A 17,281-nucleotide genomic window follows, 5' to 3' on the forward strand; every position below is an offset into this window, starting at 1 on the left:
ACCTGGCGACATGACGAAGCCGACCAAGACCGAAGCCGAGCTCATCGCGATGGCCAAGGCGGAGCTGAAGGCGCGGGTCGGTTGTCGCGACGGCATGGCGATCTCGGTGCTCCGCTGGGGCACCAAATGGGAGCTCTGCGCCAAGGCCGATCCCGGCACGGCGACGCGCCCCGGCTATCCGGAGAGCATGTCGACGCTGGTGAAGATCAGCGACGAGCTGAGCAAGCAGTACGATGTCGTGGGGTGAGCGATTCTGAATCCGTCCGAAGCGCGCCAAGACGAAAGTTCGAGACTGCTTTGCGAAGCCAGTGGATCGGTAATTGTCTTGTTCGTTCAGTCAGAGCGATGCGGCGCAAGCGCTTCGATGATGCGGCAGTCGGCAACGGTGCCGTGCTTGCAGCGCCCTATGACATCGGCAAGTTCGTCACGCAGCGCCACGAGGTCTGAGATCTTGCGTTCGATCTCTGCCAGGTGTTGGCCTGCGATGACGTCAACCGCTTCGCACGAGCGGTCTCGCTGATCGGCGAGATCCAGCAGGTCACGGACTTGGTCGATGGAGAAGCCCAAATCGCGGGCACGCCGAATGAAGCTCAGTCGCCCCAGTTGGTCGTTGTCATAGGCTCGGTAGTTGCCCTCGGTTCTCGCCGGAACCGGTAGCAGACCGATCCGCTCATAATACCGGATCGTTTCGACCTTGGTGCCGGTCCGCTTCGCGAGGTCTCCGATGGTCAGTCGTGACATGGCTTGACCCTGTAGTGGCTACAGGGTCCATATAGGACGTCGCATCATCTTGTAAGAGGCGACGATATGGCTGGTTGTCATGATGACTGCTGTTCGTCTTCCCCTCCGAGGGAACTGGACAGCCCCCGCTGGCGTCGTGCGCTCTGGATTGCGTTGGCCATCAATGGAGCCATGTTTTTGGCCGAGATCGCAGCAGGCGTGGCGGCCGGGTCGGCCTCGCTGCAGGCGGACGCAATCGACTTCCTCGGTGATACGGCCAACTATGCGATCAGCCTCGGAGTGGCGGGACTCGCGTTGACCTGGCGAGCACGCGCCGCCCTTCTGAAGGGCTGGTCGCTCGTCCTGCTTGGCGTCCTTGTCCTTGCCTCCACTGTCTGGCACGCAATTGCAGGCACCCTCCCGGAGGCGAGGACGATGGGGGTCGTCGGCATGCTCGCTCTTGTCGCCAATGCAGGCGTGGCCGTCATGCTCTACCGTTTCCGCGTCGGCGACGCGAATATGAGGTCGGTCTGGATCTGCTCCCGGAACGATGCGCTCGGCAACATCGCCGTACTCGCGGCCGCAGCCGGTGTGTTCGGCACCGGCACGGCGTGGCCGGATCTCATTGTGGCGGCGATCATGGCCGCGCTTGGTTTGAGCGGTGGCTGGCACATCATACAGCGAGCTCGCGTCGAGTTGCGCGGCTCCTCCACATCGCGCCCCGTCGCAAGCCCAATCCGGGCGAACTGATCGAGGGTACGCGTCAATGGGAGACACGAGCCTACTGCCTCTCGCGCATCATGACAGGTGAAACCTACCCGCCGTAGCTCTGCACCAGGCTGCCGGCCACCAGCGACCAGCCGTCGACCAGCACGAAGAAGATCAGCTTGAACGGCAGCGACACCACGACCGGCGGCAGCATCATCATGCCCATCGACATCAAGACCGAGGCGACCACGAGGTCGATGATCAGGAAGGGCAGGAACAGCAGGAAACCGATCTCGAAGGCGCGCTTGAGCTCGGAGATCATGAAGGCCGGCACCAGGATGCGCAGCGACAGGTCGTCGGGCGTCGCCGGCGGCGGCTCGCCGGAGAGGTCCATGAACAGCTTCAGGTCCTTCTCGCGCACGTTCTTCTGCATGAAGCCGCGCAGCGGCACCGAGGCGCGCTGCAGCGCGTCCTCGACGCCGATCTGGTTTTCCACCAGGGGCCGGATGCCGTCATCATAGGATTTCTGCAGCACCGGGCCCATCACGAACGCCGTGAGGAACATCGCAAGCGCGATGATGACCGAGTTGGGCGGGGCGGTCGCAGTGCCCATCGCCGTGCGTAGCAGCGACAGCACGACCACGATGCGCGTGAACGACGTCATCATGATCAGGATCGACGGCGCGATCGACAGCACCGTGAGCAGCGCGATCAGTTGGACCGCGCGTTCGGTGACGCCGCCACCGCCGGCGCCGAGATTGATGCTGATGTCCTGCGCAGCAGCTCGTCCCGCCAGTAAACCGGCGGCAGTCAGAACAGCGATGAAGACAACTCTACGCGGGGGAAGCAGCGATCTCACTGAGACGACTTCGGACGTCCGAGCAGCGAGGCCATCTCGTCCTCCAGATTCTCGAAGCTGGTCTTGACCGGCGCGGCTTGCGCCGGAGCCGGCTCGCTGCGTGCGGCCGCCCGGGGACCCGAGGCTGGAGCAGCCGACGGATCGGCCGATGGACGCCGCAGCGCGGCCTCGAGCCGTTGCGCCATCTCGGCCAGATTGGCTTCGGCGCTCTGATCGGCCGCTACGGGCGGCGGCGCAACCGGCGGCGGTGGCGGTGGCGGTGGCATCTGCGCAATCGGCGGCAGCGGCGGCGCCGCCACGCGTTCGACGCGCTCGGCAGCGCGTTCAGCGCTCCGCACCGGCGGCAGCCGGGGCCCCTCGGAGGGGCGCGGCGCCTCGGCCGGCCGTTGCGGCTCGGCGGGGCGCAGCGGGCGCGGCATCACCGGTTCACCGCGGGGCGCCCGCTCGGGGCGCGGCTCCGGGCGGGCTTCGTCGCCGCCGCGCGGCTCTCCACGGACGTCCGCCCGGAGGTCCTGGCGGGGATCGGGACGGCGCGGAGGGAGCGGTGATTCCGGCGGGAACGCCGGTGCCGGCTCACGCCGCTCAGCAGCAGCCGGCCCCGTGCGGCGAACCTCATCGATGAACGACGGCCGCATCGGGCGCTGCGGCGGCTCCGGCATCTGCGGCTCGGCAGCCTCGGTCTTCGGCTCGTTGTCGGCCCAGGACGGCGCATCCGGCAGCGGCGCGATGCGCGCCGCTGGCCGTTCTTCATTGATGCCCGGCCGCTGCGGCAATTGCTCGCGCGCCGGCATGGCGCGCACGATGTTGGATTCGACCACGATGTCGGTCGGCCCGCCGATCATCAAAAGATGCTCTATGTTGTCACGGCGCACGAGCACGAGACGGCGGCGGCCATCGACGGCGGCGGCATCGATCACGGCAAGCCGGGGCATGCGGCCGCGATTCGGGTTGGTGCCGAGACGATTGCCCGCGAATCGACGGACCAGCCACGCGGCGAGGCCGATCAGCGCCAGCACCGCCACGAATGCAAAAAAGAACGTCAGTGCCTGCATCTCTGTCCCCGGCAAATACCGCGTCCTTTCGAAGTCTCTCGTCTGTCCAACGCATCGCCGGCAGCGAACGGAGCTTCAGAACCGGAACCAACCTGTTAACGCATGACGGCAGGAACTGCCGCTCGGCCTCTTAATAACCCATGAATCGGCCGGGCCAAAACGACTTCTTGGCGAGCCGCGCCGTCCCGTAATGATGCATCGGTCGGCTGGGACCCCGGCACTTTCCTAAGAAATCGTCAAAACCCCGGGAATGTCCCGGTGGGCATCGCACCGTTTCTTAACTCCTTGTTAACCATATGCACGGCAATTTCTACCTACCCAAACCGTCCGGTAGCCGGACATAACCGAGCAGCGCCATGTCCATCAACGATCTCCCCGTGTTGTCGGCGTTGCGGACCAAGATGCAATGGCACCAGGAGCGCCAGCGCGTGCTGTCGGAGAACGTGTCCAATTCGGATACGCCCAACTTCAAGCCGAAGGATCTGGTTGAGCCGAAGTTCGATTCAACCGGCCAGGCGGTCGGCGGCTTTGCGCCGCTGTCGCTGACCCGGACCAGCACCGCGCACATCGCACCGTCGTCGGGCGAGAGCGCGAGCTTCGACCAGAACCGCAAGGCCGGATTTCAGACGAGGCCCGCCGGCAACGCGGTGAGCCTCGAAGAGGAGATGCTGAAGGTCTCCGCCAACCAGATGGACTATGCCGCGGCAACCTCGTTGTACGGCAAGAGCCTGCATCTGTTGAAGACGGCGATCGGCAAGGCCTGAGCCGGAGTTGAGGACGGAGACCGACAAGCATGGCAAACGACTCCAGCGATTTCCTGCGCTCGATGAGCATTGCGACCTCCGGCCTGCGTGCGCAGGCGGGGCGTATGCGCGTCATTTCCGAGAACATCGCCAATGCCGATTCGACCGCCGCCAAAGCGGGTGGCGATCCGTATCGCCGCAAGGTCCCGACATTCACCTCGGCGCTCGACCGTGCGCTTGACGCCAAGGTGGTGGCACTCGGCAAGGTGGTGCCCGATCAATCGTCGTTCCGCGTCAAATACGACCCCAGTAACCCGGCCGCGGACGCGTCCGGCAATGTCAAGTACCCCAACGTCAATCCGCTCATCGAGATGACCGACATGCGCGATGCACAGCGGTCTTACGAGGCGAATTTGAACATCATCGGCGCCACGCGCCGCATGATCCAACGCACACTCGACATTCTGAAGACCTAGGACAGGAACGAAAGTCATGGCCTCCCCAATCTCCGCAGCTAATGCCTATGCGAATTCCGCCCGCGTGCTCGACGCCGGCGGCTCGAGCGGTGCCTTCGGCAGCCTCGGGCGCGTGCGCGACGTGCTAGGCAGCGGCAACGGCGCCGACAAGGGTGGTCCGTCATTCAGCGCGGTGCTGAAGGATGCGATCGGCAGCGTGATGGAGGCCGGACGCAAGTCGGACAGTCAGGCGGTCGCGATGGCCGCGGGCAAGGCGAACGTCATGGATGTCGTCACGGCGGTCGCCGAAACCGATGTCGCGGTGTCGACGCTGGTGTCGGTGCGCGACCGCGTGATCCAGGCCTATGAAGACGTGATGAAGATGACGATCTAGGCGCAACTCGTAACGCATCAGGATTTGCCGTCTGCCGCGACTGCGCGCGATGCGCGATGAGGCGGGTGCCGGACCGGAACCGATCGACAGTGAGGAACGACAGGACATGACGGGAGCTGAAACGCTCGATGTGGCGCGCGATGCGATCTGGACCATCGTGCTGGTCTCCTCGCCGCTGATGGTGGTCGGCCTCGTCGTCGGCGTGGTCGTCTCCCTGTTTCAGGCGCTGACGCAGATCCAGGAGCAGACTCTGGTGTTCGTGCCGAAGATCATTGCGATCTTCGTGACGCTGCTGCTGGCGCTGCCGTTCATGGCCGATGCGCTGCATTCGCACATGATGCGGATCTCGTCGCGAATCATCGGCGGATGAGGCAATGTCCGGGGCAGCAGGGCTAGCCTGCGTGAGGGCGCTGCGAGCGGTCGCGAGGAGCAGTGCGGGGGGCGCTGCTGCTTTCGGCCGTGAGCTGGCGGCCTTTCGGGCGAACTCTTCGCAAGCTGTCTCGTCGCAGGCTGTCTCTTCAAAGACCGTCGTGCCGCACCAGCATGCGGTCGAAAGGGCCGTGACGGCGGACGATGCGCATCGATATTTCCTTCCTTCCGGCGCTGGCCGCCGTGTTCATGCTGGCCTTCGCGCGCGTCGGCGCGATGGTGATGCTGCTGCCGGGCCTCGGCGAGGTCAACATCCCCGTCCGCATCAAGCTCGCGACCGCGCTGCTGCTCACGATGATCGTGCTGCCGCTGCACCGTCAGGCCTATCAGGTCGACCTGCAGGCGTTGTCGCCGCTCTTGGTGATGATGGTGCACGAGATCGTGATCGGCATCGTGCTCGGCGCGACGGCGCGGGTGACGCTGTCGGCGCTGCAGGTCGCGGGCTCCGTGATCGCGCAGCAGATGGGGCTCGGTTTCGTCACCGCGGTCGATCCGACGCAGGGCCAGCAGGGCGTCCTGATCGGCAACTTCCTCACCATGCTCGGCGTGACCCTGCTGTTCTCGACCGACAGCCATCACCTGGTGATCGCGGCGCTCAGCGACAGCTACAAGATCTTCGCGCCGGGCGAATTGATCCCGAGCGGCGACGTCGCCTCGCTGGCGACCAAGGCCTTTGCCACGGCGTTCAAGATCGGCCTGCAATTATCGGCGCCGTTCCTGGTGTTCGGGCTGGTCTTCAACATCGGGCTCGGCGTGCTGGCGCGGCTGATGCCGCAGATGCAGGTCTATTTCGTCGGTGCGCCGCTCTCGATCCTGATCGGCTTCCTGATCTTCGCGCTGGTCCTGACCGCGATGATGGGAACGTTTCTCGGCTATTTCGAAGGCGTCATGCACGAGATGATGCCGCGGTGAGGGGGCCGATCGATGTCCGATGAGGCCGATTCCGAAGACAAAACAGAAGACCCGACGCAAAAGCGGCTGGACCAGGCGCTCGAGCGCGGCGACGTCGTCAAGAGTCAGGAGCTCAACACCTGGTTCGTGATCGCCTCCGCGACCTTGGTGATGTCGACCTTCTCGGGCTCGATCGGCACCGCGGTGCTGGTGCCGATGCGCAACCTGATCGCCAATTCCTGGATGATCCACACCGACGGCGCCGGCCTGCTGGCGCTGGCGCGCAGCCTGTCGTTCGCCGTGATCGCGGCGATCGGCGTGCCGATCCTGATGGTGATGCTGGCGGCGATCGCCGGCAACATGATGCAGCATCGCCTGGTCTGGTCGGGCGAGCCGATGAAGCCGAGCCTGAGCAAGATCTCGCCGCTGGCCGGCGCCAAACGCCTGTTCGGCAAGCAGGCCGCGGCCAACTTCGCCAAGGGTCTCTTCAAGCTCGTGCTGCTCGGCACGGTCATGGTCATGATCCTGTGGCCGGAGCGGCTGCGCCTCGAATCGCTGCTGCACATGGACGTCAGCGAGCTGCTCGGCGTTACGATGTCGCTGACCACGCATCTGATGGGCTCGGTGGTCGCGCTGCTCGCCCTGGTCGCGATCGGCGACTACCTGTTCCAGTATCGGCAATGGTACGAGCGGCAGAAGATGTCGGTGCAGGAGATGAAGGAGGAGTTCAAGCAGTCGGAAGGCGACCCGCACGTCAAGGGACGCATCCGGCAGATCCGGCAGCAGCGCATGAAGAAGCGCATGATGGCTGCGGTTCCAAAGGCCTCCGTGATCATCACCAACCCGACCCACTACTCGGTCGCGCTGTCCTACGAGCGCGGCATGTCGGCCCCGGTCTGCGTCGCCAAGGGCGTCGACAACATCGCCTTCAAGATCCGGGAGGTCGCCAAGGCGCACGACATCCCGATCGTCGAGAACGTGCCGCTGGCGCGCGCGCTCTACGCCACGGTCGAGATCGACGAGGAGATCCCGGTGGAACATTATCACGCCGTCGCTGAGATCATCGGCTACGTGATGGGGCTGCGGCGCAACCTCTCGGGGCGCCCGCGATGACAACCGATTCGGTCCCCGGACGGACCGCAAAATACGGATAAATCATGGAATATCGGCTTGACGGGCTTGCGCTTGACCCGTCGATTCAGGCAGGTGGAAGGGGGAGCCGCGCGAACGGGCTGGGGCTCCCAGCCGACAGGTCGCGTCCCCGAGCCATGAGCGCCGATTCCGACAACGATGGGTTACAGGATCAGGTGGGCCTGCCGGAGCGGCCGCGCCGCAGCGGCAGCATTCTGCTGATCCTGCTGGTGGCGTTCGGTCTCGTCGCGGTCGCGATCGCGTTGATGACGATCGGCCGCGCCCAGGCGCAGCCCTACATTCTCGGGCTGCTGTCGCTGCTTGCCACCGTCGGCCTGTTCAATCTGTTCGCGTTCGCCGCCGGCATCGTCCGCTTCGCCGACAAGGCGACCGACGATCCGGTGATGGGCGCGATCGCCGATCACGCCTTCGATGGCCTCGCGGTGACCGATCCGCGCGGCCATGTCGTCTACGCCAACGCCGCCTATCTCAACATGACGGGAGCGGCGACCGCGCAGGAAGCGCGTCCCGTCGAGCGTGTCTTCATCGGCAATCCCGATGTCTCCGAAGCGGTGTTCCGCCTGCTCAAGGCGGCGCGCGAGGGCAAGCGGCAGCAGGAGGAGGTACGCATCACTGCGGCCGAAGGCGCGCAGGGGCGCTGGCTGCGGATGCGCGTGCGCCCGCTCGGCCAGACCAAGCGCCATGCCCGCTACGCGGTGTGGTCGATCGCCGACATCACCAGGGATCGCGAGCGCCAGGAGGACGTGTTCCAGGAGCTGCAGCATGCGATCGAATATCTCGACCATGCGCCGTGCGGCTTCTTCTCAGTCAATCCCGAAGGCAGCCTCGTCTACGTCAACGCCACGCTCGCCAACTGGCTCGACTACGATCTCGCCGAGATCGGCTCCGGCGGCCTGAAGCTCGCCGACGTCGTCTCTGGCGACGGCGCGTCCTTGCTGACCTCGATCGTCGCGGTGCCCGGCGAGGTCCGCACCGAGGTGTTCGACATCGACCTGAAGATGCGCGGCGGCAAGACCATGCCGGCGCGGCTCTATCACAAGCTCGCCTTCGGCGCCGACGGCAAGCCCGGGTCGTCGCGCACCCTGGTCATCAGCCGCGCCCGCGACGAGCGCTCGGATCCGGAGCGCGCCGCCGAGGTGCGCTTCATGCGCTTCTTCGACCACACGCCGATGGCGATCGCGACCGTCGACCGCGGCGGCGCCGTCGTAAGGGCCAATGCGCGCTATGCCAAGCTGGCGCAGAGCGTCAGCGGCGATGTGGCCGCGGCGAAATCGATCTTCCGCACCGTCAGCCAGCGCGACCGGCATCTCCTGATCGCTGCGATCAACCAGGCCTCGGAAGGGCAGGCGGACATTCCGCCGGTCGAGGTGATGCTGGAGGGCGCGAAGGAGCGCTTCGGCCAGTTCTTCGTCACCGCCGTCGACGAGGACGAGCGCGAGACGGAAGCAGCGATCGTCTATCTGCTCGAGACCACCGAGCGCCGCGCGCTGGAGAACCAGATCAACCAGTCGCAGAAGATGGAGATGGTCGGCCAGCTCGCCGGCGGCATCGCCCACGACTTCAACAACGTGCTCTCGGCCATCATGATGGCCAACGATTTCCTGCTGAACGCGCACAAGCCGACCGACCCGTCGTTCCAGGACATCATGCAGATCAAGCAGAACGCGACCCGCGCCGCCACCCTGGTGCGGCAGCTGCTGGCGTTCTCGCGCCGCCAGACCCTGCGGCCGCAGGTGCTCGACCTCGGCGACGCGCTGTCCGACCTGACGATGCTGCTGCGCCGGCTGATCGGCGAGAAGGTCAAGCTCGACCTCGTGCATGGCCGCGACCTGTGGCCGGTCAAGGTCGACGTCTCGCAGTTCGAGCAGGTGGTCGTCAATCTCGCGGTCAATGCCCGCGATGCGATGCCCGACGGCGGCAAGCTCTCGGTGCGCACCGCCAACGTCTCGGCCGACGAGGTCGCGCAGGCCGCCTACAAGGGCATGCCGGTCGCCGACTACGTCCGCATCGAGATCAGCGACACCGGCACCGGCATTCCGGCCGAGATCCGCGAAAAGATCTTCGAGCCGTTCTTCTCGACCAAGGAGGTTGGCAAGGGCACCGGCCTCGGGCTGTCGACCGTTTACGGCATCATCAAGCAGACCGGCGGCTTCATCTATGTCGACAGCGAGGTCGGCAAGGGGACCTCGTTCCAGATCTTCCTGCCGCGGCACATCGTCGTTCCGGAGGTCCAGGCCGAGCCGCACGCGGTCAACGGCGCCGCCAAGGAGCCGGCCGCAGCGGAAGCGTCGAAGCCGCGCGCCGACCTGACCGGGCAGGGCACCATCCTGCTGGTCGAGGACGAGGAGGGCCTGCGGGCGCTGAACGCGCGCGGCCTGCGCTCGCGCGGCTACAGCGTCATCGAGGCGTCGAATGGCGTCGAGGCGATGGAGGCGCTGGAGGAGTGCGATGGCGTGCTCGATCTCGTGGTGTCCGACGTGGTGATGCCGGAGATGGACGGGCCGACGCTGCTTAAAGCGATGCGCGAGCGCAATCCGGAGATCAAGATCATCTTCGTCTCGGGCTATGCCGAGGATGCGTTCGAGAAGAGCCTGCCGGAGAACCAGCAGTTCGCGTTCCTGCCAAAGCCCTTCACGCTCAGCCAGCTCGTGGCGGCGGTCAAGGAAACCATGGCGCCGCAATAGGTTACCGGAGTTCCTTGGGAAGTTCCTTGGGAAGTTCCTTGGCAAGGCGGCCGAGCGCCTTCATCCCGCGACCCAGCGCCGCAGCCGCGCGGCCTCGTGCCGCCTTCCCTTTTCGCCGGTTGTGCCCATCTTACGGGCATCCCCATTCCGGGGAGTTATGGGAAACACAGATGAGCTTCATGCAGCGCAAAAGCGGCCTCCTCAAGGCGATGGCCGTGGCCCTTTCACTGGCGCTGCCGACGGTGCTCGCCGTCTCGGCGGCCGACGCCCGGATCGGCGGCGGCTCCAGCTCGGGCTCCCGCGGCACGCGCACCTTCTCCGCGCCACCTCCCACCTCGACGGCGCCGGGATCGGCGTCGCAGTTCAACCGCACCATCACCCAGCCGGGCCAGCCCGGCGGCTTCAACACGGCCGCGCCCGCGCGTGGCGGGCTGTTCGGTGGCCGCGCGGGTGGCCTGCTCGGCGGCCTCGCTGCCGGCTTCCTCGGTGCCGGCCTGTTCGGCATGCTGTTCGGCGGCGGGCTCTTCTCCGGCCTCGGCGGCTTCGCCTCGATCATCGGTCTGATCCTCCAGGTCCTGCTGGTGGTGTTCCTGGTGCGCATGGCGATGGCCTGGTGGCAGCGCCGCAACCAGCCGGCCTATGCCGCCGGCCCGGCGCCGTCGCCCACCGACGGCCAGCCGAGCCTCCGCTCGGGCCTGAGCGGCCTTGGTGGTTTCGGTGGCTTCGGCGGTGGCAGCAACACGCCGCCGCTGCAGATCCTGCCCGCCGACTACGAGGCGTTCGAGCGGCTGCTCGGCGAGATCCAGTCCGCCTGGTCGAACGAGGATGTCGGCCGCCTGCGGCTGCTGTCGACGCCGGAGATGGCCTCGTATTTCGAGCGCGATCTCGAGCAGAACCAGGCCCGCGGCGTGGTCAACAAGGTCAGCGCCGTGAAGCTGCTGCAGGGTGACCTCGCCGAAGCCTGGCGCGAGAATGGCGCGGACTACGCCACGGTCGCGATGCGCTTCACTTTGGCCGACAAGACCATCGAGCGCGCCTCGGGCCGGGTGGTCGACGGCTCCGACCAGCCGCAGGAGGTCACCGAGATCTGGACCTTCCTGCGCCACGCCGGCGCCGATTGGCAGCTATCGGGAATCCAGCAGGTCAGCTGAGCCTGACTTGAGACCCTCATCAGGCGCCGCGGAGCAATCCGCGGCGCCTTTGCTTGTGGAACAATTCCCATCTCTCGCGGGCCCGATGGCGGCTGTTCCCAGGCCGATCTGAAGCGCACGGGCGGTGACGGGCTGCTATACTGCTTCGCGGCGAACTAACACTGCGTCCGTTGCGTCGTCCGAGCCGAACGTGTGGGCGCATCACTGCGAGGATGGCCCATGCGTTACGAGCTGTACTATTGGCCCATGATCCAGGGCCGCGGCGAATATGTGCGTCTCGCGCTGGAGGAGGCGGGCGCCGCCTATCGCGACGTCGCGCGCGAGGACGGCATCGGTGCGATGACGGCGATGATGGAGGCGGACAGCGACACGCCGCCCTTCGCGCCACCGTTCCTGAGAGCGGGCCGCCGCGTCATCGGCCAGACCGCCAACATCCTGCTGTTTCTCGGCAGCCGCCATGGCCTTGCGCCCAAGGCCGAAGCCGGCCAGCTCTGGGTGCATCAATTGCAGCTCACCGTGACCGACTTCGTCGTCGAGATCCACGACACGCATCATCCGCTGGGGCCGACGCTGTACTACGAGGACCAACGTGCGCCGGCCAGGAAGCGCACCGCCGAATTCTGGGGCGAGCGGGTGCCGAAATTCCTCGGCTATTTCGAGCAGCTCCTGTCGAAAAGCGGTGGCGCCTACGTCACCGGGCGCAGGCTCACTTATGTCGACCTATCGCTGTTCCAGATCGTCGCCGGCCTGCGCTACGCGTTCCCGAAGCGCATGATGGCGTTCGAGCGCAACATCCCGAGCCTCGTCGCGCTGCATGACCGCGTCGCCAGCCGGCCGAACATCTCAGCCTATCTCGCCAGCGAGCGCCGCATCGCCTTCAACGAGGACGGCATCTTCCGCCACTACAAGGCGCTGGATGCGTGAAGGCGAGGCTTCGCGGCGCCGCGCTTGACGATGTATAAGCATTGGCTTATATATCTGGCATGATCGTCGAAGCCCAGCTGACATCCGTCATGAAGACGCTTGCCGACCCGACGCGGCGGGCCGTGTTCGAGCGCATCGCGCGAGAGGGGGAGGTGGCGGCCACCGGCCTGGTGCAGGGCTCGCGCGTGTCGCAGCCGGCGATCTCACAGCATCTCAAGGCGCTGCGCGACGCCGGGCTGGTCAGCGAACGGCGCGACGGCCGCCACAACTATTATAGCGTCGCGCCAAAAGGGCTGGCGCCGCTGGTCGACTGGCTCGGTCATTACCGCGCATTCTGGCATGAGCGTATTGCCGGCCTCGAGGCACTGTTGAAGGAGACCGCGTGATGGGTGAGACGCATGCGATCGTGGTGGAGAAGCATCTGCCCCATTCGCCCGACAAGATCTGGCGCACGCTGACCACGAGCGACCTGATCGCGAAATGGTTGATGCCGAACGACTTCGTCGCGGCCACCGGGCATCGCTTCACCTTCCGCACCAAGCCGGTGGGCGACTGGGATGGCGTCGTTCATTGCGAGGTGCTCGCCTGTGAGCCGCCGCATCTGCTCAGCTATTCCTGGAAGGGCGGTTCGGACTCCAACCCGGCCTACGGCTTACGGCTCGACAGCGTCGTGACCTGGACGTTGACGCCGGTCGAGGGCGGCACGCATCTGCGGATGGTCCATGACGGCTTCGTCTTCCCGGGCAACAAGTTTCAGTTCGACATCATGGGACAGGGGTGGAGTCGGATCGGCGATGCCATCACACGTATAGCGGCGGATGCCTGAGGCGCCGCCGCTATACGAAGTTGGCCTGAGGGTGTGGGATCGTCAGGCGAGAATGTCGACGCGGGTGCCCTGGCCGGGCGGCAGCGGCGGACGGGAGGCTTGCTTCTCCGCGGCCGCTTCGTCGCCGGTCTTGTCGGGCTTGAAGGCCTGGCTCTGCTGCGTCTGATTCCGGGTCTGCGTGTCTTGGGTCTGCGGCTTGGTCGTCTCGGTCGAGACCGGCGGCGGTGAGGGCGGCGGCGATGACGACGAAACGCTCGAAACGGACATGGTCCAGCTCCTCGCTTGGTGTTGCGATGAGCGTGGCCATCCCTGACGAAAACTTCGTCAACCAGATCGCTCGAATTGTCAGCAACTGTCGGTGGCGCGGCGAATAGTGAACGGGTCGCTGCCGCCGGCGCAGAAACGACAGGGCTATCGCGTCACCCCGGCCTATTGGTCCTTGCTGCGGCTGATCGTGATCGAGGACTCGGTCTTGGTCCGGGCGCAACGCATGTCGAGCCGGCGGTAGCGGCTGGCGACGTCGTCGCCGCGGAAGATCCCGAGCCGGCGGTAACAGCGTGTGACGCCGCGCTGCATGTCGTCCTTCGGCAAGGTGAACACGATCGCCGCCGCGCTCGCCATCAGGTCGATGAAGGCCGGCGGCGGCTTGCGGTCGGTTTTTCCGAACAATTGATTGCTGAAGTTCTTAGACGAGCAGCCGAGCGTGAGCTCGCGCGCCTTGGGATGGGCGAGATAGACCGTGCCCGCCGCGGTCTGTCCGATCTTGATGCCGTCGATGCCGTTCCTCAATTCCTTGGCGAGGTCGTCACAGCGATCGGCGCGCGCGGACTGCGGCAGCAGAGCCGCGCCCAGAGCAAACACGATGGCGAACAGGACCGCCCGGCCGAACGAGCAATGATACGAACACATTTCGAATTCCCCCCGCGCCATTGAACCCGGCGTGAGGAGATCACGCAAGCGCCGATGCGCTGCCTCCGCACAAGATCATCGCGCGTGTGACACGAGTCGAGAGACGCAGTCAGATGTCGGCGAAAGCGGCGCGATCGGTCTATTGGAATAAGCAGCGGCCCTGACGCATCAGCTCTACGCCGGCGGCCAGGCGTTGACAGTCGCTATTATAGGTTTGGTAATTGCAGCCGCAGACCGGCCTGTAGATGCGAGGGCAGGCCCGCGGCTTCACCCGGCAAACGCCCCTTAGGACGAACCCCTGGCCACAATGGTCGGCCGGGAGGTCGCAGAACAGGCCGAAATTGCAGGTGTTGCCGTTAAGGCCGCCGCACAAATAACCTGGACCGACCGCACCGGCGCTGCCGGGGAGCATGGTCGCGAGGCTTAGGACGAAAGTGACTGCAACGAACAGACCCTTTTTCATGATACCTCAGGCGCAAATGGATGGATCAACAGCTTTAGGTTTAGCAGGGTGCTGCCCTGGTTCAATTCATTTCGCCGTTCGCTCGTGACGGCGTCGAACCGCGGCGGCTTCACGCCGAGGCGATCTGCCGGGCTGTCTCGATCAGCACCTCGAACGTTTCATCAGGCGCCAAATTCACCACGTCGTGGGCGCAGGCGACGGTGCGCACGGTCCAGGCGGGATCACTGCGCAGACGCTCGTACTGCGCCGTAAACGGTGTCGCGCTCCAACCGGTCGCGTAGACGAAGACGCGCGGCAGCTCGGGATGAGGGCGCGTCAGACGAAGCCGCTGCACGAAAGTGCCGAGCGGATGCGGCCGGCACCGGGGATCGACACCGTCGCGCGGCAGCACCGTGAGCCCGTCATGTCCGGCCTGCGCGATCACCAGCCGTCGATAGTCGTCCCCGGCAAGGTCCCACCAGGCCTGACCATCGTCCGACGCGAACGCATCCAGGTAGATCAGCGCGGCAAGCCGCTCTGGCGCGCGATCCGCGACTCCCGAGGCCACCATGCCGCCATAGCTGTGCGCGCAGAGAATGACACCTGAGAGATCTTTGACCGCCAACAACTCCAGCACGTCAGCGATATGTGTCTCGAGGTTGATGTGCGCGCCCGGGGCAGGCGTCTCCTCGAGCCCGCTCAGGGTGATCGCATGGGCTGCATGACCGGCCTGGCAGAGACGCGCCGCGAGCGGGGCATACCACCAGCCGCCGCGCCAGCCGCCGGGAATGAGGACAAAAGTCGCCATGGTGATCCTCCGCGATGTGATGTCGAAGCGTGTCTCGATCAGCTCTCGCCTTGCAGGCTATCAGCCTTGTCAAGCCCCCCGCCTGGGCTCGCTGGACCACCCCCCGCTGCGGACCAGCCGCATGGGCGCCATCCGCAGTCCGGCCGCTTTCTTTTCCCCAAAAAGGGCTTAGAACGGCTCTATCGCCGGGTGCCTCGGACAGGCGTTTTCCGGCCCTTCAACCCACGAGTCTTCCATGAACGCGCCCACCGCCTTCCCCGACCAGTCCAAGCCCGTCCCGCCCTACAAGCACACGCCGCTGTTTCCGCTGGGTCCGGACACCACGCCCTACAAGAAGATCACGGCCGAGGGCGTGCGGGTCGAGAAGGTCTTGGGCCGCGACATGCTGGTGGTGTCGCGCGACGCGTTGCGGACGCTGTCCGAGGCCGCGTTCGGCGAGATCAACCATTTCCTGCGCCCCGGCCATCTGAAGCAGCTGCGCAGCATCCTGGAGGATCCGGAGGCCAGCCCGAACGACAAGTTCGTCGCGCTCGACTTCCTGAAGAATGCCAACATCTCCGCCGGCGGCGTGCTGCCGATGTGCCAGGATACTGGCACCGCGATCATCATGGGCAAGAAGGGCTGCAACGTCATCACCGACGGTGACGACGAGGCCGCGCTGAGCCAAGGCGCGCGCGACGCATACTTGCGCCGGAACCTGCGCTACTCGCAGGTCGCGCCGCTGTCGATGTATGAAGAGAAGAACACCGCCAACAACATGCCGGCGCAGACCGAGATCTACGCCGAGGGCGAGGACGCCTACAAGTTCATGTTCATGGCCAAGGGCGGCGGCTCGGCCAACAAGAGTTTCCTGTTCCAGGCGACGCCCTCGGTGCTGACCAAGGACCGGCTGCTGGCGTTCCTGAAGGAGAAGATCCTGACGCTCGGCACCGCGGCATGCCCGCCCTATCACCTCGCCATCGTGATCGGCGGCACCTCGGCTGAATTGTGCATGAAGACGGTGAAGCTCGCCTCCGCCCGTTATCTCGACGCGCTGCCGACGCAGGGCTCCCCGGACGGCAACGCCTTCCGCGATCTCGAGATGGAGCAGGAAATCCACAAGATGACGCAGTCGCTCGGCGTCGGCGCGCAGTTCGGCGGCAAGTATTTCTGCCACGACGTCCGCGTCATCCGCATGCCGCGTCACGGCGCGAGCTTGCCGATCGGTCTCGGCGTGTCCTGCTCGGCCGACCGCCAGGTGCTCGGCAAGATCACCAAGGACGGCGTCTATCTCGAGGAGCTCGAGCATCATCCGGCGCAGTATTTGCCGGAGGTCGAGCAGGCGCTCGGCGGCGAGGTCGTCAAGATCGACCTCAACCAGCCGATGAAGGACATCCTCGCCACTCTGTCGAAGAACCCGATCAAGACGCGGTTGTCCCTGACCGGCACCATGATCGTGGCGCGCGATGCCGCCCATGCCAAGCTGCGCGAGCGCCTCGACCGTGGCGAGCCGCTGCCGGACTACTTCAAGAACCATCCGGTGTATTACGCCGGTCCGGCCAAGACTCCGGACGGCTACGCCTCCGGCGCGTTCGGCCCGACCACCGCGGGCCGCATGGATTCCTTCGTTGACCAGTTCCAGGCGGCCGGCGGCTCGATGGTGATGGTCGCCAAGGGCAACCGCGCGCCGGCCGTGCGCGAGGCCTGCAAGAAGCACGGCGGCTTCTATCTCGGCTCGATCGGCGGCGCGGCGGCGAACCTCGCCGAGCACTGCATCAAGAAGGTCGAGGTCGTCGAATATCCCGAGCTGGGCATGGAAGCCATCTGGCGCATCGAGGTCGTCGACTTCCCCGCCTTCATCATCATCGACGACAAGGGCAACGACTTCTTCAAGGAGCTCAACCTCGGCTGAGGTGAGGCGGGCGTGATGTTTGTTGCGGCGGCCGGGAGCGATCCCGGCCGTTGGTGTATGGGGGAGGCCCAACTCGCCCGAGTGCGTAGCGTGGCAACCGAATTCGCACGCCGACGGTGCGCTCCCCTCCCCCTTGCGGGGAGGGGTTGGGGGTGGGGGTCCACGAGGGTATGAACCGGGCTGAGTCCTGACAATTCAGACCGGGTTGATTCCTGACAGGCAAGCTTCGTCCGATTCGAAGGA

The 17,281-nt window shown here is 65.7% G+C and carries 21 protein-coding genes and 1 pseudogene; 15 read left to right on the top strand and 7 right to left on the bottom strand.

The window, feature by feature from the left end:
- The first annotated feature begins 10 nt into the window (after nt 1-10).
- Entirely contained in the window at nt 11-247 is a 237-nt protein-coding gene (locus tag QX124_RS31325; protein ID WP_315799253.1) for a hypothetical protein, read from the top strand.
- Nucleotides 248-333: 86 nt separating this feature from the next.
- On the opposite strand, the gene QX124_RS31330 is transcribed toward QX124_RS31325, so the two are convergent.
- Nucleotides 334-741 carry a helix-turn-helix domain-containing protein gene (locus QX124_RS31330; RefSeq protein WP_315756555.1) on the bottom strand — a complete coding sequence of 136 codons (408 nt, stop codon included), beginning with the start codon at nt 739-741 and terminating at the stop codon, nt 334-336.
- Between the two features lie 66 nt (nt 742-807).
- Between QX124_RS31330 and QX124_RS31335 the strand changes: the two genes are divergently transcribed.
- Nucleotides 808-1,470: a cation transporter gene (locus tag QX124_RS31335; RefSeq protein WP_315799254.1), complete on the top strand. Its 663-nt coding sequence runs from the start codon at nt 808-810 to the stop codon at nt 1,468-1,470.
- Nucleotides 1,471-1,534: 64 nt separating this feature from the next.
- Here the strand turns inward: QX124_RS31335 and fliP are convergent, their stop codons facing one another.
- Complete coding sequence (gene fliP / locus QX124_RS31340; RefSeq protein WP_315799255.1) at nt 1,535-2,287, bottom strand: flagellar type III secretion system pore protein FliP; 753 nt, start codon at nt 2,285-2,287, stop codon at nt 1,535-1,537.
- Nucleotides 2,284-3,339 carry a flagellar biosynthetic protein FliO gene (locus tag QX124_RS31345; protein WP_315799256.1) on the bottom strand — a complete coding sequence of 352 codons (1,056 nt, stop codon included), beginning with the start codon at nt 3,337-3,339 and terminating at the stop codon, nt 2,284-2,286. The genes fliP and QX124_RS31345 overlap by 4 nt, the downstream gene beginning before the upstream one ends.
- Nucleotides 3,340-3,695: 356 nt before the next feature.
- On the opposite strand from QX124_RS31345, the gene flgB reads away from it, so the two are divergent.
- The 12 genes and pseudogenes from flgB (at nt 3,696) to QX124_RS31405 (ending at nt 12,988) form a co-directional block, all read left to right on the top strand.
- Entirely contained in the window at nt 3,696-4,103 is a 408-nt protein-coding gene (gene flgB, locus QX124_RS31350; protein ID WP_315756551.1) for a flagellar basal body rod protein FlgB, read from the top strand.
- 29 nt (nt 4,104-4,132) lie between these two features.
- A complete protein-coding gene (flgC, locus tag QX124_RS31355) occupies nt 4,133-4,558 on the top strand; it encodes a flagellar basal body rod protein FlgC (protein WP_315716023.1) in 426 nt (141 codons plus the stop codon).
- Nucleotides 4,559-4,574: 16 nt separating this feature from the next.
- Nucleotides 4,575-4,931: a flagellar hook-basal body complex protein FliE gene (gene fliE, locus QX124_RS31360; protein WP_315738761.1), complete on the top strand. Its 357-nt coding sequence runs from the start codon at nt 4,575-4,577 to the stop codon at nt 4,929-4,931.
- A gap of 106 nt (nt 4,932-5,037) precedes the next feature.
- A complete protein-coding gene (gene fliQ / locus QX124_RS31365) occupies nt 5,038-5,301 on the top strand; it encodes a flagellar biosynthesis protein FliQ (protein WP_008965881.1) in 264 nt (87 codons plus the stop codon).
- Nucleotides 5,302-5,504: 203 nt separating this feature from the next.
- Entirely contained in the window at nt 5,505-6,272 is a 768-nt protein-coding gene (fliR, locus tag QX124_RS31370) for a flagellar biosynthetic protein FliR (RefSeq protein ID WP_315738760.1), read from the top strand.
- Between the two features lie 12 nt (nt 6,273-6,284).
- Nucleotides 6,285-7,364, top strand: coding sequence for a flagellar biosynthesis protein FlhB (flhB, locus tag QX124_RS31375; protein ID WP_315738759.1), 1,080 nt, complete (start codon nt 6,285-6,287; stop codon nt 7,362-7,364).
- 155 nt (nt 7,365-7,519) lie between these two features.
- A complete protein-coding gene (gene cckA, locus QX124_RS31380) occupies nt 7,520-10,087 on the top strand; it encodes a cell cycle histidine kinase CckA (RefSeq protein WP_315799257.1) in 2,568 nt (855 codons plus the stop codon).
- Nucleotides 10,088-10,266: 179 nt separating this feature from the next.
- Nucleotides 10,267-11,238 (top strand): Tim44 domain-containing protein, encoded by a 972-nt coding sequence (locus QX124_RS31385; RefSeq protein WP_315778488.1) that lies wholly within the window; start codon nt 10,267-10,269, stop codon nt 11,236-11,238.
- A gap of 56 nt (nt 11,239-11,294) precedes the next feature.
- Nucleotides 11,295-11,397 (top strand): annotated as a pseudogene (locus QX124_RS31390) (lectin); the annotation flags it as partial.
- A 60-nt stretch (nt 11,398-11,457) separates the two neighbouring features.
- Nucleotides 11,458-12,162, top strand: coding sequence for a glutathione S-transferase (locus QX124_RS31395; protein WP_315778484.1), 705 nt, complete (start codon nt 11,458-11,460; stop codon nt 12,160-12,162).
- A 59-nt stretch (nt 12,163-12,221) separates the two neighbouring features.
- Nucleotides 12,222-12,548, top strand: a complete 327-nt coding sequence (locus QX124_RS31400; RefSeq protein WP_315799261.1) for a metalloregulator ArsR/SmtB family transcription factor — start codon at nt 12,222-12,224, stop codon at nt 12,546-12,548.
- Entirely contained in the window at nt 12,548-12,988 is a 441-nt protein-coding gene (locus tag QX124_RS31405) for an SRPBCC domain-containing protein (protein ID WP_315756547.1), read from the top strand. The genes QX124_RS31400 and QX124_RS31405 overlap by 1 nt, the downstream gene beginning before the upstream one ends.
- A gap of 42 nt (nt 12,989-13,030) precedes the next feature.
- Here the strand turns inward: QX124_RS31405 and QX124_RS31410 are convergent, their stop codons facing one another.
- The 4 genes from QX124_RS31410 to QX124_RS31425 form a co-directional block, all read right to left on the bottom strand.
- The gene (locus tag QX124_RS31410; protein WP_315738755.1) at nt 13,031-13,255 is read right to left on the bottom strand and encodes a hypothetical protein; all 225 of its coding nucleotides are present in this window, start codon (nt 13,253-13,255) and stop codon (nt 13,031-13,033) included.
- 162 nt (nt 13,256-13,417) lie between these two features.
- On the bottom strand, nt 13,418-13,897 hold the full coding sequence (locus QX124_RS31415; protein ID WP_315799258.1) for a hypothetical protein: 480 nt from the start codon (nt 13,895-13,897) through the stop codon (nt 13,418-13,420).
- Nucleotides 13,898-14,036: 139 nt separating this feature from the next.
- Entirely contained in the window at nt 14,037-14,360 is a 324-nt protein-coding gene (locus tag QX124_RS31420; protein WP_315799259.1) for a hypothetical protein, read from the bottom strand.
- A gap of 109 nt (nt 14,361-14,469) precedes the next feature.
- On the bottom strand, nt 14,470-15,147 hold the full coding sequence (locus tag QX124_RS31425) for an alpha/beta hydrolase (protein ID WP_315799260.1): 678 nt from the start codon (nt 15,145-15,147) through the stop codon (nt 14,470-14,472).
- Between the two features lie 235 nt (nt 15,148-15,382).
- On the opposite strand from QX124_RS31425, the gene QX124_RS31430 reads away from it, so the two are divergent.
- Nucleotides 15,383-17,038, top strand: coding sequence for a fumarate hydratase (locus QX124_RS31430; RefSeq protein ID WP_315738752.1), 1,656 nt, complete (start codon nt 15,383-15,385; stop codon nt 17,036-17,038).
- Nucleotides 17,039-17,281: the final 243 nt, after the last annotated feature.

The organism is Bradyrhizobium sp. SZCCHNRI3043 (assembly GCF_032377735.1).
Taxonomy (GTDB): Bacteria; Pseudomonadota; Alphaproteobacteria; order Rhizobiales; family Xanthobacteraceae; genus Bradyrhizobium.

What these genes read in the sequence shown, in the direction of transcription:
- QX124_RS31325 (WP_315799253.1), top strand. Translation starts at nt 11, where the DNA reads ATGACGAAGCCGACCAAGACCGAAGCCGAGCTCATCGCGATGGCCAAG.
- QX124_RS31330 (WP_315756555.1), bottom strand. Translation starts at nt 741, where the DNA reads ATGTCACGACTGACCATCGGAGACCTCGCGAAGCGGACCGGCACCAAG.
- QX124_RS31335 (WP_315799254.1), top strand. Translation starts at nt 808, where the DNA reads ATGGCTGGTTGTCATGATGACTGCTGTTCGTCTTCCCCTCCGAGGGAA.
- QX124_RS31345 (WP_315799256.1), bottom strand. Translation starts at nt 3,339, where the DNA reads ATGCAGGCACTGACGTTCTTTTTTGCATTCGTGGCGGTGCTGGCGCTG.
- flgB (WP_315756551.1), top strand. Translation starts at nt 3,696, where the DNA reads ATGTCCATCAACGATCTCCCCGTGTTGTCGGCGTTGCGGACCAAGATG.
- flgC (WP_315716023.1), top strand. Translation starts at nt 4,133, where the DNA reads ATGGCAAACGACTCCAGCGATTTCCTGCGCTCGATGAGCATTGCGACC.
- fliE (WP_315738761.1), top strand. Translation starts at nt 4,575, where the DNA reads ATGGCCTCCCCAATCTCCGCAGCTAATGCCTATGCGAATTCCGCCCGC.
- fliQ (WP_008965881.1), top strand. Translation starts at nt 5,038, where the DNA reads ATGACGGGAGCTGAAACGCTCGATGTGGCGCGCGATGCGATCTGGACC.
- fliR (WP_315738760.1), top strand. Translation starts at nt 5,505, where the DNA reads ATGCGCATCGATATTTCCTTCCTTCCGGCGCTGGCCGCCGTGTTCATG.
- flhB (WP_315738759.1), top strand. Translation starts at nt 6,285, where the DNA reads ATGTCCGATGAGGCCGATTCCGAAGACAAAACAGAAGACCCGACGCAA.
- cckA (WP_315799257.1), top strand. Translation starts at nt 7,520, where the DNA reads ATGAGCGCCGATTCCGACAACGATGGGTTACAGGATCAGGTGGGCCTG.
- QX124_RS31385 (WP_315778488.1), top strand. Translation starts at nt 10,267, where the DNA reads ATGCAGCGCAAAAGCGGCCTCCTCAAGGCGATGGCCGTGGCCCTTTCA.
- QX124_RS31395 (WP_315778484.1), top strand. Translation starts at nt 11,458, where the DNA reads ATGCGTTACGAGCTGTACTATTGGCCCATGATCCAGGGCCGCGGCGAA.
- QX124_RS31400 (WP_315799261.1), top strand. Translation starts at nt 12,222, where the DNA reads ATGATCGTCGAAGCCCAGCTGACATCCGTCATGAAGACGCTTGCCGAC.
- QX124_RS31405 (WP_315756547.1), top strand. Translation starts at nt 12,548, where the DNA reads ATGGGTGAGACGCATGCGATCGTGGTGGAGAAGCATCTGCCCCATTCG.
- QX124_RS31410 (WP_315738755.1), bottom strand. Translation starts at nt 13,255, where the DNA reads ATGTCCGTTTCGAGCGTTTCGTCGTCATCGCCGCCGCCCTCACCGCCG.
- QX124_RS31415 (WP_315799258.1), bottom strand. Translation starts at nt 13,897, where the DNA reads ATGTGTTCGTATCATTGCTCGTTCGGCCGGGCGGTCCTGTTCGCCATC.
- QX124_RS31420 (WP_315799259.1), bottom strand. Translation starts at nt 14,360, where the DNA reads ATGAAAAAGGGTCTGTTCGTTGCAGTCACTTTCGTCCTAAGCCTCGCG.
- QX124_RS31425 (WP_315799260.1), bottom strand. Translation starts at nt 15,147, where the DNA reads ATGGCGACTTTTGTCCTCATTCCCGGCGGCTGGCGCGGCGGCTGGTGG.
- QX124_RS31430 (WP_315738752.1), top strand. Translation starts at nt 15,383, where the DNA reads ATGAACGCGCCCACCGCCTTCCCCGACCAGTCCAAGCCCGTCCCGCCC.